We start from the raw sequence: 13,943 nt of genomic DNA on the forward strand, positions 1-13,943 counted from the left end.
CTCAAGAGGGCAGGGCTCGGGGGTGCCGGGGGCGGCGGAGGCTTAGTAATTCCACTGGGCCTGCACGCGCAGGATCTGCCCTTCGGCCTGCCCGAGGCGGCGTTCGTCGGCCTCCTTGCGCTTGGCAAAGCCATAGGTGGTGGTGATTTCGAGCGAGGGATCGAGCTGGAATTCGAAGCCCAGTTCCAGCTCCTCGGTCTCCAGCCGCGGCGCGTTGACCGCGGCCTTGAACCCTCCGCGGTAATATTGCCAGCGCGCGAAGGGATAGAAGGGGCCGATCGGCGACCGGTCGATCTTGCCCATCACCTGCACATAGCCGCCGTCGAGGGGACGTTCTTCGATCTGGCCGGTGGCGGGGATGAATTCCGGGCCGGTGCCCCAGTTCCATTCGGCCTGCACGCCGAAGGGCTGGGGGTAGAGAATCGCGTGGATGTTGACGCGCTCGTCCTTGAAACCGACCGGGCTGACCCCGCCGGCGCGAATTTCGGGGCGGATTTTGTTGCGCATCACCGATCCGCCGATCTCGAACACCTGACCGTCCATCCCCAGCCCGTCCAGTTCGAAGGGCCAGGTGGCAAGGCCCACCAGCATCACGTTGTCGTCGGCCTCGGTGCGGTTCAGACCCTGCCCGTTGAACGCGCCGAAGCCGAAGGCACCGTAATTGCCGAAAAGCTTCTGCCCGTCTTTCGCCAGCCGGTCCCAGATCGCCTGCACGCGCGGCGGGGTGTAATAGGCGACGATCCCGAGATCGCGTTCGCCCGACGCGGCGCTGTTGATCCCGTCGGTGCGATCGAGCGCCAGGCGGTTGGAGGAGGACTGCATGTTCTCCCACCCATAGGGCACTTTCGACTGGCCGAGCCGGATGCGGAAGGACTTGTCGCCGGTGGGGAAGACATCGGCATACATGTCGCGCAGGCTGACCGTCCCCTCGCGCCGCTCGCCGACCGACTGGTTGGAAACCGCGGCGGCGAAATCGGGCTGGAAGTAGAGCGAGACGTGATCGTTGAGATCGCCCTGCAGCACCATGCGCAGCCGGCGGAAGGTGAAGTTGCTGTTGTCGTTCACGCCGCTGTCGTGGATCGTACGCAGGCGCGAGATTCCGGCGGGCGCGCTGGCATCGCCCGAGACGATCTGGTTGAAGCGCAGCTGGGTGTAGCCGCGCAGGCGCAGTTTTTCATACCACGCCTTGGACTTCGCTGCGGGCGCAGCGGCGCTGGCGAGACGCGGATCGCCTGCCGGGGCTTGGGCCGGGGCGGGGGCCGCAGCGAGCGCCGGGGCGGGCGTGGTAGCCGTGACCGCCACGGATGGGGCGGGCTGGGCTGCGGGCACGGCCGTCTGGGCCGACTGAAGCGCCATCACCATCGCCTTCAGCTCGTCAATCTGCCGTTGCAGATCGGCGATGGTCTGGGCCGGGTCGCTATCCTCCGGCGCGGGCGCAGGCGAATCGGGCAGAGCCTGAGCTTGAGCCGGGGCACCGCTGCCAAGGCTGACAAGCAAAGCGAGCGCGATCACGCCGGATGAGTATCGCATCGAAAGGGGAGACATGGACAGGTGCCTTTGCAGTTCGGCAGGCCCCGGAAGGGCGCTTTCGGCGCGGGCACTATGTCGGTTTCATGTCACTTGCGTGACAAATGTGACTGGAATCTTGCCGTCATATGGCAAGCCGGGGCTAGAGCGCGCCGAAGGTCCAGCCCTCGGTGCGGGCGATTGCGGGGGTCAGGCCCGGCGGGTGCCAGAGGTCGCGGGTGGCGTGAACCCGGCGCAGCCATGCGGCGGTGAGCAGCGCGTCGGAGGAGTGATCGTCGATCGCGCCGCTCCCGCTAACCGGGGGGGAATCGAGCCGGTCGAGCGCATCGTTGAGCGCCTCAAAGCTGCGAATCTTGGTCGCCGTGCCCGTCACCCCACCCAGCCTTGCCGCCATCGCGGTGTAGATTTCGGTGATGACCGAACCTTCACTGGGCAGCGGGTCGACCGGCCAGACAGGCACCCGGACTGCGAGGCGATGGAGCATCCGCATCCCTGTCAGGCTCGATTTGCCGACCTGCGCTGCGCCGACGAGGTTGAAATTGCTCACCGGCCGTACGCCCTGTGCGCGCTGCGCGTGTTCGGCGATGCGGAAGCGGCCTTCGCGAGTGGCGGCACCGGCCAGCAGGAAGCGGTCGCCCTCCGCCCCCGCACCGTGACGGAAATAGCGCGAGGCGTGTTCGTGGGTGACAAAGCCGCCCGCCTCGAGGTTGGGATCGTCGGCGCAGAGCGCATCGATCAGCGCCCACAAAGAGCGCGCTTCGTCAGGTGAGGCGTCCCAATCGGGGAAGAAGCTTCCCGCATCCACGAAAGGCAGGCTGATGCCGAGGTCGAGGCCGACCAGCGTCGGTTCGCGCAAGGATTGCAGCAGCGCCAGCACCTCACCGCGCGCCCAGCCTTTGGGATCGGGCGGGGTAAGCAGCACTGGCGGCCCGCCCTCGGCCCGCGCGAGCGCCAGCGCGATGCCTTTCTGGCGCGGGCCCTTGGCCCCCGACCAGTCGACCGCAAGGAACTGCGCGAAGCGGCTCAAGCCTGCCGCTCCCCCCGCAGCTTGTCCCAATATTCGAGCCGCTTCCTCACTTCCCGCTCGAAGCCACGCTCAACAGGACTGTAGAACTCTTCCGCCGTCATGCCTTCGGGCCAGTAATTGTCGCCCGAAAAGCCCTCGGCCGTGCTGTGATCGTGGGTGTAGCCCTCGCCATAGCCGATGTCCTTCATCAGCTTGGTGGGTGCGTTGAGGATGTTGGCGGGCGGGGCGAGGCTGCCGGTCGCCTTGGCCACCTTCCACGCCGCCTTCTGCGCCATGTAGACCGCATTCGATTTGGGCGCGGTGGCAAGATAGAGGCAGGCCTGCACCAGCGCCAGCTCCCCCTCGGGCGAGCCGAGGAAGCGATAGGCCTCCATCGCCGCCATGGATTGCGGGAGCGCGTGAGGATCGGCCATGCCGATATCCTCCACCGCCATGCGCACCAGCCGCCGGGCGAGGAATAGCGGCTCCTCGCCTGCGGTCAGCATTCGCGCCAGCCAATAAAGCGCCGCCTGCGGATCGGACCCGCGCACGGCTTTGTGGAGCGCGGAAATGAGGTTGTAATGCCCGTCGCGGTCCTTGTCGTAGACCGCCACCCGGCGTTGCAGGAAGTTGCCGAGCGCGCCCGGATCGAGCGGCTCGGTCAACCCTGCGGCATAGAGCGTTTCCGCCTGCCCCAACAGGAAGCGCCCGTCGCCATCGGCCTGCGCGATCAGCGCGCTGCGCGCCTCGGGGGTGAGGGGGAGGGGGCCTTCAAGGCCTTCCGCCTTTTCGAGCAGGGCGGCCAGTGCATCCTCGTCCAGCCGGTTCAGCACCAGCACCTGTGCGCGGCTCAATAGCGCGGCGTTGAGCGCGAAACTCGGGTTCTCGGTGGTCGCGCCGACCAGCGTCACCACCCCGCGCTCGACATAGGGGAGGAAGCCGTCCTGCTGCGCGCGGTTGAAACGGTGAATCTCGTCCACGAAGAGCAGGGTCTTGCGGCCCGCTTTCGCCATCTTCTCCGCCTCGGCGAACGCCTGTTTCAGATCCGCCACGCCGGAAAACACCGCGCTGATCGCGGCGTAGCGCATCCCTACCGCATCGGCGAGGAGGCGGGCGATGCTGGTTTTGCCTGTGCCCGGCGGCCCCCACAGGATCATGCTCGAAAGCCTGCCGGCCGCCACCATCCGCCCTATCGCACCTTCGGGGCCGGTGAGGTGCTCCTGCCCGACCACTTCGCTGAGGCTTGTCGGGCGCATTCGGTCGGCCAGCGGCGCGTCGGCGTCGGGGGTCGCGGCCGGGGGCGGGGGTGCATCTTGTCCGAACAGGTCAGTCATTCATCGGGCGAGATAGGCATGTCGGCGGAAAAGGGAACCGCCGAGCGGCGCATATCTTGCAACGATAGGTCTAAGATATATCTTGGAGCTATCGTAACGCAGAAGGAGCAACCAATGACCTGGAACAGATATGGCCGCGGCGGCGGCTGGGAAAAGTTCGCCGAAGCGATGGCGGCGATGGCGATGCAGAACGCCGGCAACATGAATTTCGGCCCCGGCATGAAAGCGCGCTGGCGGTTCGACAGCGAAGAAGGCGAAGGCGAGGAGCGCGGCCCCGGTCCCGGACGGCGCGGTCGCCGCGGGCGGATGTTCGCGCAGGGCGAATTGCGCCTCGCGCTGCTGGCTCTGATCGCCGACAAGCCGCGCCATGGCTACGAACTCATCAAGGAAATCGAGGAAGCCACGCACGGAACCTACGCGCCCAGTCCCGGTGCGGTTTATCCGACGCTGCAAATGCTCGCCGACGAAGGCAAGATCGAAGAAGCTGAGGCTGAGGGCGCAAAGAAGCCGTTCAAGCTGACAGATGCGGGCGAGGCTGAACTTGATGAGCGCAAGGACGAGGTCACCGATCTGATGGGTCGCCTTGGCCGCCATGGCGAACGCACCAGCACGGTGCGATCGCATGACGTGTTCCGCGCCATGGGCAACCTTGGCTCGGTGCTCAAGAACCGCGCGCGGGCGGGCAAGCTCGACGAGGCGACCATCAACCAGATCGTCGACATGATCGACGAGATGGCGAAGCGCATCGAACGCCTTTGACACCGCCGTTGCCCTAAGCGCGACAAAGGCATATCCTCTCCCCCGTCCGGGTCGCGCCGGAATGGGGGAGGGGAAGCCCATGACAACCGAAAGCAACACCGGGGCCAGCGCGCCCTGGCATGTGTGGGTGATCGGCGTGCTGACGCTGCTGTTCAACGCGATGGGCATTCTCAGCTACATGACCACAAAGCTCGGCATGCTCGCCGAGATGGGCATGACGCCCGAACAGATCGCCTTCATGGAGAGCTACCCTGCTTGGTCCACCGCCTTCTGGGCGCTGGGCGTGTGGGGGGCCTTTGCGGGTTCGGTGCTGTTGCTGCTGCGCTCGCGCTGGGCGGTGCATGCGATGGTCGTCGCGCTGATCGGGCTGATCGGGACGACGGTCGCGGAAACCGTGGTGATGGATGTGCCCGCGGGTCTGGAAACACCCTTGCCGCTCAAGGCGGCGATCTGGGGGATAACGCTGGCCTTGCTTGTCTATGCCCGCCGCATGGCACAGGCAGGCGTGCTGCGCTGATCGGTCAGGCCTGGCTGCCCCGGCGTTCCTTCACCAGATCGACATAGGTATCGGCGACCACGGCGTTGATCGCTTCCCAGCTGTATTCGCAGGCCCGCGTTTCGCCCGCGGCACCGTGGGCGGCGCGCAGCGAGCGGTCGGCGCAATAGGGGGCGAGGGCTGCGGCGAAGGCGGCGGCATCGGTCTTGAGGTTGCCCGTCGGCGCAACAAGTTGCCCCGTCACCCAGTGCGCCACGAGGCTGGCACTGCCCGTCGCTCCGGCGGCGACCACCGGAAGGCCGCTCGCCATGGCTTCCAGTGTGACATTGCCGAAGGTCTCGGTGACGCTCGGGTTGAAGAAAACGTCCCCGCTCGCGAGTGCCTGACCCAGCCCCTCCCCGGTCTTGAACCCGGCGAATATCGCGCCCTCTGGCAGGTTCGCCTCGAACCAGCCCCGCGCCGGACCATCGCCGATCACCAGCACCTTGTGCGCCGCGCCCTGCTCGCGCAGGCGGCGGATGGTCTCGGCAAAGACGTCGAGCCCCTTTTCCATCACCAGCCGCCCGAGGAAGACGATGGCCACGTCGTCGTCGCCCAGCCCGAGGCTGCGCCGCCACTCCGGGTCGCGGCGCGCGGAGGAAAAGATCGTGCGGTCCACCCCCCGGCTCCACAGCCCGATCCGGGTGTGCATCCCCATCGCCAGCAGCTCGTCGATCATCGATTGCGAAGGCGCCACCAGCGCATCGCAGCGGTTGTAGAAGCGCTTCAGCCCCTTGATGATCAGCGGTTCGAGGAAGGCCATGTTGTAATAGCGTGGATAGGTCTCGAACCGGGTGTGGACGCTGGCGAGCACCGGCAGATCGTGCGCGCGCGCCCAGCGCAGCGCGGCATGGGCAGCCGGATCGGGCGAGGAAAGGTGGACGATATCGGGGCGGAAAGCTTCCAGATCGCGCTTCACCGCAGCGCCCAAATGGGTCGGCATCCGGTATTCGCCGCGCCCCTTTACCGGCATCGGCACATTGGGCAGGCCGACCAGATCGCCGGTCGCCGCAAAATCGGGATTGGCGACCTTGGGCGAATAGACGCGCACCTTCGCGCCCCGCCCGAGCAAGGAGCCGACAAGGCGATTCAGAGCCTGATTGGCCCCGTCGCGGGTGTAGTTGTAGTTGCCACTGAACAGGGCAATGCGAAGATCGGAAACGTCCATGGAGCCGCTCTGTTAGGCGAGGTCTTTGCATATTGCGAGAGGGCTAAGCGGGTAAAACCGATTGCGACCCGTTTCTTCATTGACTCCGCGCGCGGCCCCACTAGAGCGGCCCACGGGCCACGCGGTCCCAACGCCGCGCGAGCTCTCTGCAAGGAGAGAATACATGACTGATTACGTTCGCGGGCTCGCGCATGAGCCTGTGCTGAAGCCTGAGCGCCCCTTCTTTTCTTCGGGCCCCACGGCGAAATTCCCCGGCTGGTCGCTGGACAAGCTCAAAACCGAATCTCTGGGTCGCTCGCACCGTTCGGCGCTGGGCAAGGCGCGGCTGAAATATGCCATCGACCTCTCCCGCGAACTGCTCGGCATTCCCGACGATTATCTGATCGGCATCATGCCCGCGTCGGACACCGGCGCGATCGAAGCGGCGATGTGGGCCATGCTCGATCCCGCGCGCCCGGTGACGGTCGCCGCGTGGGAGAGCTTCGGCAATATCTGGATTCAGGACGCGGTGAAGCAGCTCAAGCTGCCCAACCTGCAGGTGCTGACCGCCGATTACGGCGAGATCCCCGATCTCACCACCATCCCGCAGCGCAATGATGTCGTCTTCACCTGGAACGGCACCACCAGCGGCGCGAAGATCCCCAACACTGACTGGCTGGAGCCGGGCCGCGAGGGGATCACCATCAACGATGCCACCAGCGCGATCTTCGCGATGGAGATGGACTGGTCGAAGCTCGATGCGACGACCTATTCCTGGCAGAAGGTGATGGGCAGCGAAGCGCAGCACGGGATGCTGATCTTGAGCCCCAAGGCGGTTGCGCGGATCGAAAGCTACGATCCGCCGTGGCCGATGCCCAAGCTGTTCCGCATGAAGAAGGGCGACAAGATCAACGCCGGCATCTTCGCGGGCGAGACGATCAACACGCCCTCGATGCTGGCGACGGAAGATTACATCGCCGCGCTCGAATGGGCGAAGTCGATCGGCGGGCGCAAGGCGCTGATCGCGCGGGCCGATGCCAACGCCAAGATCGTCAAGGACTGGATCGAGGCCACCCCGTGGCTGCGCAACATGGCGAGCGACCCGGCGCAGCAGACCAACACCGGCGTGTGCATGGTGTTTCAGGGCGACTGGTACGACAGCCTCTCGGCAGACGACAAGGCCGCCGTGCCGAAGAAGATCGTCAAGCTGCTCGAGGAACGCAACGTCGGCTTCGACTTCAACGGCTACCGCGATGCGCCGCCGAGCTTACGCATCTGGTGCGGCTCGACCGTCGAGCAGGAGGACATCAAGCGCCTGCTGCCGTGGATCGAATGGGCCTATGAGAAGGTCAAGAACGGCTGATTCAGCCTCCTGTGTGCGCCCCCGCGAAGGCGGGGGCCTCATGCCTCCCAGCTATACCGTGATTGCCTGAGGTCCCCGCCTGCGCGGGGACTCGCACCCGCCAAGGATTTCCCCATGACCCGTCCCAAAGTTCTCATTTCCGACAAGATGGACCCCAACGCCGCGCGCATCTTCGAAGAGCGCGGCTGCGATGTCGATGTCATCACCGGCGAAACGCCCGAACAGCTGATCGCCCGCATCGGCGAGTATGATGGCCTCGCCATCCGCTCCTCGACCAAGGTGACCAAGGCGATCCTCGATGCGGCCACCAATCTGAAGGTGATCGGCCGCGCAGGGATCGGCGTCGATAACGTCGATATCCCCTACGCTTCCTCGAAGGGCGTGGTGGTGATGAACACCCCGTTCGGCAACTCGATCACCACCGCCGAACACGCCATCGCGCTGATGTTCGCGCTCGCCCGGCAACTGCCCGAGGCAAATGCCCAGACGCAAGCGGGCAAGTGGCCCAAGAGCGGGTTCATGGGCGTCGAAGTCACCGGCAAGACCCTCGGCCTGATCGGTGCGGGCAATATCGGATCGATCGTCGCCAGCCGCGCGCTTGGCCTGCGGATGAAGGTGATCGCCTATGATCCGTTCCTGACCGAGGACCGCGCGGTGGAAATGGGCGTGGAGAAGGTCGATCTCGACACGCTGCTCAGCCGTGCCGATTTCGTCACGCTGCACACGCCGTTGACCGACGAGACCCGCAACATCCTCAGCCGCGACCGGCTCGAGAACGCCAAGAAGGGCATCCGCATCATCAACTGCGCCCGTGGCGGTCTGATTGATGAAGCCGCGCTGAAGGACTGCCTCGAAAGCGGTCAGGTGGCTGGTGCCGCGCTCGACGTGTTCGAGACCGAGCCGCCCGCCGCCGATCACCCGCTGTTCGGTGCGCCCAATTTCATCTGCACCCCGCACCTTGGCGCGAGCACCACCGAGGCGCAGGTCAACGTCGCGCTGCAAGTGGCCGAACAGCTCGCCGATTACCTCGTCAATGGCGGCGTGACCAATGCGCTCAACGTGCCCAGCCTTTCGGCGGAAGAAGCCCCCAAGCTCAAGCCCTACATGGCGCTGGCCGAACGGCTTGGCAGCCTTGTGGGGCAGCTGGCGCACGGCAACCTCACCAATATCAGCATCGAACGCGAAGGCGCAGCAGCGCAACTGAACGGCAAGCCGATCACGGCGGCTGTGCTCGCGGGCTTCATGCGCCGCTATTCCGACACGGTGAACATGGTCAACGCGCCGTACCTCGCCAAGGAACGCGGGCTCGACGTGCGCGAAATCCGCCATGATCGTGACGGCGCGTTCAACACGCTGCTGCGGGTGACGGTGGAAACCGAACAGGGCCCGCGCTCGGTCGCCGGCACCTTGTTCGGCACCGAAGCGCCGCGTCTGGTGGAAATCTTCGGCATCGGGATCGAGGCCGAGCTGGCCGGGCACATGCTCTACATCGTCAACGACGACAAGCCGGGCTTCATCGGCCGCATCGGGACGCTGCTGGGCAGCCACGGGATCAATATCGGCACCTTCAACCTCGGCCGCCGCGAAGCGGGCGGGGAAGCGGTGCTGCTGCTGAGCCTCGACGAGGCGCTGCCCGCCGCCGTGGTGGCCGAGGCCGAGAAGCTGGAAGGCGTGAAGCTGGTCAAGGCTTTGGCGTTCTGATCTCCTGCCTACTCGCGTCATCCCCGACTTGCCTGCCCCGATGCAAATCGGGGATCCGGGATCGCTCAAGACATGGCGCTGCGCCTGCCGACAGCGATCCCGGCTTTCGCCGGGATGACGATTTGGGTAGGGGCCTGAGAATATGACCCAGCCCAACGATCTCCTCCCTGAAGGTCTCGAAGACCGCCTGCCTGCCGAGGCCGCGCGGATCACCGCCGCGATGCGCGCCTCTCTCGATGTGCTCGGCGCGCATGGCTATGACCGCGTGCGCCCGCCGCTGCTTGAGTTCGAAGCCTCGCTCGCGGGCCGCATGGCGGGGGTGACGGTGGGCGAGACCAGCACCATGTTCCGCTTCGTCGATCCGGCGAGCTTGCGCACCCTCGCGCTGCGCAGCGACATGACCCCGCAGGTCGGCCGCATCGCCGCCACCAGCCTCGCTGCCGCCCCGCGCCCACTCAGGCTGGCCTATTGCGGTGACACCGTGGTGATAAAGGCGAGCCAGCTCGACCCTGCGCGCGAGCGGCTGCAACTGGGCGCCGAGCTGATCGGCAGCGATAGCGTTGCCGCGGCGAGCGAGGCGGTGATGCTGGCGATCGAAGCGATGAAGGCGGCGGGGCTCACCGGCATTTCGGTCGATATGACGCTGCCCGACCTTGTCGACACGCTTGCCGAAAAGGCCTTCCCCCTCGCGCCCGAGCAGATCGAGGCCGTGCGCCGCGAGCTCGACACCAAGGACGCGGGCGGATTGCGCAGCGCCGGAGGCAGCGCCTATCTGCCGCTGCTCTATGCCACCGGGCCCTTCGACAGCGCGCTCGCCGCGCTGCGGGCGGTGGACGCGGGCGGGGCGCTCAAGACCCGGCTCGACGGGCTTGAAAAGATCGCGGCGTCGATCGGCGATGCCGCCCGCATCACCCTCGACCCGACCGAGCGCCACGGTTTCGAATATCAGAGCTGGTTCGGCTTCACTCTGTACTCCGAAGGCCTGCGCCGCGCCGTGGGACGGGGCGGTACCTACCGGATCGCCGGAAGCGACGAGCCCGCGACCGGCTTCACGCTCTACGTCGACCGCCTCGCCGAAGGCGCGCCTCAACCCGAGGCTGCACGGACCTGCTACCTCCCGCTGGGCCACGACCGCGCGGCAGCGGCGCGGCTACGTGCCGAAGGCTGGCGCACGGTTGCGCAGCTTGCCGAGGCCGAGGATGCCAAGGCATTGGGCTGCGGCTGGGTGCTGGCGGGCGACAATCCGATAGAACTCTGAATTTGCTGTGTTAGGATGGGTCATGCGTGCGGCAGCCCTGCTCCTTGCCCTGAGTCTCGCGGCGTGTTCGGCAGAGGAGGAGCGCGTTTCTGAGGCTCCGCAGACCGCTCCGACCCCGGCTGCATCCACACCTTCGCCAGAACCGACCTCTGACGCCCGCCCCATCAATTGTCTGGATGAGGAAAATGGCGGCTACGGCAACGCCAAGGAATGCTACTCCGCAATCTGTGCAAAGGGCGATGCCGAGGCGTGCCGGATGGCCGAGAGCTTCAACGGCAACCTTTATCCCACCGACATCCTCGACAAGGTCGATTGCGGCGACGGATCGGGTTCTGGCCCAAGGCACGCAAAATCCTGCTATTTCGTGGCCTGCCGCGACGGCAACCGGGCTGCGTGCGACATTGCTTTCAGCCCCAGAACCTTGCGCGAAATTTTCGGCAGAGCCGACGCAGCGCCAAGGCTGGAGGACATGACCTACCTCGAGGCGCGCAAGGTCATCCTCGATCTTGGCTGGCAGCCGCTGGGTGGGCCGTGTGAAGGCATAACCGATGATGCCCTGTGCGCCGAGTTTCCGGAAATCGGCAATTGTTCGGGCACTGGGCTGGGCTATTGCGACATGAGGTTCCGGCGCGCAGATCGCTGTCTGGTGGTCGTGACCACGGGCGGCTCGCCAGACCGCTCTCAGCCGGAGGGCACTTCGGTCGATTGGGTGCGCTTCACCAAGGGCCCCTGCGCGAAGGACCCCAACGTCGCTGGCTAGTCCTGCGCACGGAACTGGCGCACAGATAGCGCCGAAACTCAACGCAGCACCTTCGCCAGCCACGCATCCATCACCGGGGTTGCCGGGTAGTCGGGCTCGCCGAGCTTGCGGTTGATTTCGGCGTGGCCGCGCAGGCCATCGCCGGGGAAGCTGCCGACCTCGACCTGCGTTCCGGCGCGACGCAGCGCCTCGGCAAGCGCGGCGTTCTGCGCCACGCCGTCTTCACGCTGGACGTGGATCAGCAGGAAGGCGGGGGCATTGGGGGCAGGGGCGTGAAACAGCGGTGAGAGCGCCTGCTGGCGCGCGGGGTCGGTGCCGAAGGCCTGTTCGTAGGTGCCCTTCATCATGGGCCCAGCCTGCTTCATCTGCGCCGCCACATCATAGGCCGCGCCGTCATTGGGCATCACTCCGTCGATATCGGCGAAGCTGAGGCCCGCCGCTGTCAGATAGCGCTCGTCGGTCCCCACCAGTGCGACCAGATGCGCGCCGGCGGAATGCCCGGTGAGGACCACGCGATTGCGGTCGATGCCGATTTCATCCGCCCGCTTCAGCAGGTAGGCGAGCGCCGCCGCGACATCCGCCGCCTGCTGCTCCACCGTCGCGGCTGGCACTAGCCGGTAGTCGATCGAGGCAAAGGCATAGCCCTGTTCCATCATGTGCGCAGGCATCGCGCGGCCCATCGCATTGTCCTTCGACCCGCGCTTCCACCCGCCGCCGTGGACGAACAGCACCAGCGGCGCGGGCCGCGCGCCCTCGGGCACCCACAGGTCGAGGCCCTGCAAGGCATCGCTGCCATAGGCGAGCGTCTGCGGCGCAGGCGCGGTGCTCGCGGCAGGTCCCGAGCGGCGTCCTGCGGCACCCTCACGCGCGCCCATCCGCTCGCGCAACGCGGTGCGGCACCCTTCGGACAGGTCCGCGGCTTTCTCGCGCAGGCACGTGCGCAATTGGCTGCGGTCGCTGCCGCACAGCTGCACGATCTCCGTGCGGCACATCTCGGGCAAACGCTCGCCCCCGCCACCGCGCCGCTGCTGGGCGAGGATCGGGGTGGCGAGCACCGCGGCGGCGGCAAGGATGGTGAGGGTCTTGGCGGCGGTGTTCATGAAGCAATCCTTGTGGCAGTCCTGCCGCGTCAACGCCGCAGGCGCGCAAACCCTTCGCAGGCCGCTTGCACCGACCGCCCCGAACGCCTAGGCCCCCGCGCGGTTTCCCGCCTGTCGGATAAGGATTGAAATGGCCAACGTCACCGTGATCGGCGCCCAGTGGGGCGATGAGGGCAAGGGCAAGATCGTCGACTGGCTGGCGAGCCGCGCCGATGCCGTGGTGCGCTTTCAGGGCGGGCACAATGCCGGCCACACGCTGGTGATCGACGGCAAGACCTACAAGCTCTCGCTGCTGCCTTCGGGGATCGTCTCGGGCACCCTCTCGGTGATCGGCAACGGCGTGGTGCTCGACCCCTGGGCGCTGCGCGACGAGGTCGCCAAGGTCGAAGGGCAGGGGGTGTCGATCACCGACGAGAACCTCGCCATCGCCGACAATTGCCCGCTGATCCTGCCGCTCCACCGCGACCTAGATGGCCTGCGCGAAACCGCTGCGGGCAAGGGCAAGATCGGCACCACCGGGCGCGGCATCGGCCCGGCCTATGAAGACAAGGTCGGCCGCCGCGCGATCCGGGTGTGCGATCTGGCGCATCTCGACACGCTCGAGCCGCAGCTTGATCGCCTCTGCGCGCATCACGATGCCCTGCGCGCAGGCTTCGGCCAGCCGCCGGTCGACCGCGCCGCGCTGCTTGAGGAACTGCGCGAGATTGCGCCCTTCGTGCTCAAGTTCGCCCAGCCGGTGTGGAAGCGTTTGAAGAAGGTCCGCCGCGCGGGCGCGAAAATCCTGTTCGAGGGCGCGCAGGGCGTGCTGCTCGATGTCGATCACGGCACCTATCCCTTCGTCACAAGCTCCAACACGGTGAGCGGCACGGCGGCATCGGGCAGCGGCCTCGGCCCCAATTCGACCGGCTTCGTGCTCGGGATCGTCAAGGCCTACACCACCCGCGTTGGCTCCGGCCCGTTCCCGACGGAACTGGAAGACGAAATCGGGCAGGGCCTGGGCGAGCGCGGCCATGAATTCGGCACCGTCACCGGACGCAAGCGCCGGGTCGGCTGGTTTGATGCCGTGTTGGTGCGCCAGTCCTGCGCGATCAGCGGCGTCACCGGCATCGCGCTCACCAAGATCGACGTGCTCGACGGGATGGAGAAGGTGAAGATCTGCACCGGCTACCGCCTGCGCGGGAAGGTCTATGACTATCTCCCCAGCCACGCTGCCGATCAGGCCGAATGCGAGCCGATCTACGAGGAAATGCCCGGCTGGAGCGAGAGCACCGCGGGCGCGCGCTCCTATGCCGATCTTCCGGCGGCGGCAATCAAGTATATCCAACGCATTCAGGAACTGATCGAATGCCCGGTGGCGCTGGTGAGCACCTCGCCGGAGCGTGACGACACGATCCTGATGCGCGATCCCTTTGTGGATTGAGTTTTCACAGGGTGCGAGGTTATCTTTGCACCC

General features: G+C 66.5%; 12 protein-coding genes. 7 read left to right on the forward strand and 5 right to left on the reverse strand.

Annotated features, from left to right (window positions below; translation table 11 throughout):
* Positions 1–42: 42 nt before the first annotated feature.
* The 3 genes from BZF59_RS09275 to BZF59_RS09285 form a co-directional block, all read right to left on the reverse strand.
* Positions 43–1,545 carry a porin gene (locus BZF59_RS09275; RefSeq protein ID WP_245806094.1) on the reverse strand — a complete coding sequence of 501 codons (1,503 nt, stop codon included), beginning with the start codon at positions 1,543–1,545 and terminating at the stop codon, positions 43–45.
* Between the two features lie 124 nt (positions 1,546–1,669).
* Positions 1,670–2,554, reverse strand: coding sequence for a hypothetical protein (locus tag BZF59_RS09280; RefSeq protein WP_086607977.1), 885 nt, complete (start codon positions 2,552–2,554; stop codon positions 1,670–1,672).
* The gene (locus tag BZF59_RS09285; RefSeq protein WP_086607978.1) at positions 2,551–3,867 is read right to left on the reverse strand and encodes a replication-associated recombination protein A; all 1,317 of its coding nucleotides are present in this window, start codon (positions 3,865–3,867) and stop codon (positions 2,551–2,553) included. Before BZF59_RS09285 ends, BZF59_RS09280 begins: the two co-directional genes overlap by 4 nt.
* A 114-nt stretch (positions 3,868–3,981) precedes the next feature.
* Here BZF59_RS09285 and BZF59_RS09290 point away from each other — a divergent pair, with 114 nt between their 5' ends.
* Entirely contained in the window at positions 3,982–4,626 is a 645-nt protein-coding gene (locus tag BZF59_RS09290) for a PadR family transcriptional regulator (RefSeq protein ID WP_086607979.1), read from the forward strand.
* 79 nt (positions 4,627–4,705) lie between these two features.
* Positions 4,706–5,143 carry a hypothetical protein gene (locus BZF59_RS09295; RefSeq protein ID WP_245806095.1) on the forward strand — a complete coding sequence of 146 codons (438 nt, stop codon included), beginning with the start codon at positions 4,706–4,708 and terminating at the stop codon, positions 5,141–5,143.
* A gap of 4 nt (positions 5,144–5,147) precedes the next feature.
* Here the strand turns inward: BZF59_RS09295 and BZF59_RS09300 are convergent, their stop codons facing one another.
* Positions 5,148–6,329 carry a glycosyltransferase family 4 protein gene (locus tag BZF59_RS09300; protein ID WP_086607981.1) on the reverse strand — a complete coding sequence of 394 codons (1,182 nt, stop codon included), beginning with the start codon at positions 6,327–6,329 and terminating at the stop codon, positions 5,148–5,150.
* A 163-nt stretch (positions 6,330–6,492) separates the two neighbouring features.
* On the opposite strand from BZF59_RS09300, the gene BZF59_RS09305 reads away from it, so the two are divergent.
* From BZF59_RS09305 to BZF59_RS09320, 4 genes are all read left to right on the forward strand, one after another.
* Positions 6,493–7,671 carry a phosphoserine transaminase gene (locus BZF59_RS09305; protein ID WP_086607982.1) on the forward strand — a complete coding sequence of 393 codons (1,179 nt, stop codon included), beginning with the start codon at positions 6,493–6,495 and terminating at the stop codon, positions 7,669–7,671.
* Between the two features lie 114 nt (positions 7,672–7,785).
* Positions 7,786–9,372 (forward strand): phosphoglycerate dehydrogenase, encoded by a 1,587-nt coding sequence (serA, locus tag BZF59_RS09310; RefSeq protein ID WP_086607983.1) that lies wholly within the window; start codon positions 7,786–7,788, stop codon positions 9,370–9,372.
* 142 nt (positions 9,373–9,514) lie between these two features.
* Entirely contained in the window at positions 9,515–10,630 is a 1,116-nt protein-coding gene (locus BZF59_RS09315; protein ID WP_086607984.1) for an ATP phosphoribosyltransferase regulatory subunit, read from the forward strand.
* Between the two features lie 22 nt (positions 10,631–10,652).
* The gene (locus tag BZF59_RS09320) at positions 10,653–11,390 is read left to right on the forward strand and encodes a hypothetical protein (RefSeq protein WP_143738134.1); all 738 of its coding nucleotides are present in this window, start codon (positions 10,653–10,655) and stop codon (positions 11,388–11,390) included.
* 38 nt (positions 11,391–11,428) lie between these two features.
* Here BZF59_RS09320 and BZF59_RS09325 read toward each other — a convergent pair whose 3' ends face one another.
* Positions 11,429–12,490, reverse strand: a complete 1,062-nt coding sequence (locus tag BZF59_RS09325) for an alpha/beta hydrolase (protein ID WP_086607986.1) — start codon at positions 12,488–12,490, stop codon at positions 11,429–11,431.
* Positions 12,491–12,620: 130 nt separating this feature from the next.
* Here BZF59_RS09325 and BZF59_RS09330 point away from each other — a divergent pair, with 130 nt between their 5' ends.
* Positions 12,621–13,910, forward strand: coding sequence for an adenylosuccinate synthase (locus BZF59_RS09330; protein ID WP_086607987.1), 1,290 nt, complete (start codon positions 12,621–12,623; stop codon positions 13,908–13,910).
* Positions 13,911–13,943 lie beyond the last annotated feature (33 nt).

Source organism: Erythrobacter donghaensis (assembly GCF_002155425.1).
In the GTDB taxonomy this organism is placed as follows: domain Bacteria; phylum Pseudomonadota; class Alphaproteobacteria; order Sphingomonadales; family Sphingomonadaceae; genus Erythrobacter; species Erythrobacter donghaensis.

Excerpts from the sequence above, each read along its gene's own strand:
- BZF59_RS09275 (WP_245806094.1), bottom strand. The coding sequence starts at position 1,545 with ATGTCTCCCCTTTCGATGCGATACTCATCCGGCGTGATCGCGCTCGCT.
- BZF59_RS09285 (WP_086607978.1), bottom strand. The coding sequence starts at position 3,867 with ATGACTGACCTGTTCGGACAAGATGCACCCCCGCCCCCGGCCGCGACC.
- BZF59_RS09290 (WP_086607979.1), top strand. The coding sequence starts at position 3,982 with ATGACCTGGAACAGATATGGCCGCGGCGGCGGCTGGGAAAAGTTCGCC.
- BZF59_RS09295 (WP_245806095.1), top strand. The coding sequence starts at position 4,706 with ATGACAACCGAAAGCAACACCGGGGCCAGCGCGCCCTGGCATGTGTGG.
- BZF59_RS09300 (WP_086607981.1), bottom strand. The coding sequence starts at position 6,329 with ATGGACGTTTCCGATCTTCGCATTGCCCTGTTCAGTGGCAACTACAAC.
- BZF59_RS09305 (WP_086607982.1), top strand. The coding sequence starts at position 6,493 with ATGACTGATTACGTTCGCGGGCTCGCGCATGAGCCTGTGCTGAAGCCT.
- serA (WP_086607983.1), top strand. The coding sequence starts at position 7,786 with ATGACCCGTCCCAAAGTTCTCATTTCCGACAAGATGGACCCCAACGCC.
- BZF59_RS09315 (WP_086607984.1), top strand. The coding sequence starts at position 9,515 with ATGACCCAGCCCAACGATCTCCTCCCTGAAGGTCTCGAAGACCGCCTG.
- BZF59_RS09320 (WP_143738134.1), top strand. The coding sequence starts at position 10,653 with ATGCGTGCGGCAGCCCTGCTCCTTGCCCTGAGTCTCGCGGCGTGTTCG.
- BZF59_RS09325 (WP_086607986.1), bottom strand. The coding sequence starts at position 12,490 with ATGAACACCGCCGCCAAGACCCTCACCATCCTTGCCGCCGCCGCGGTG.
- BZF59_RS09330 (WP_086607987.1), top strand. The coding sequence starts at position 12,621 with ATGGCCAACGTCACCGTGATCGGCGCCCAGTGGGGCGATGAGGGCAAG.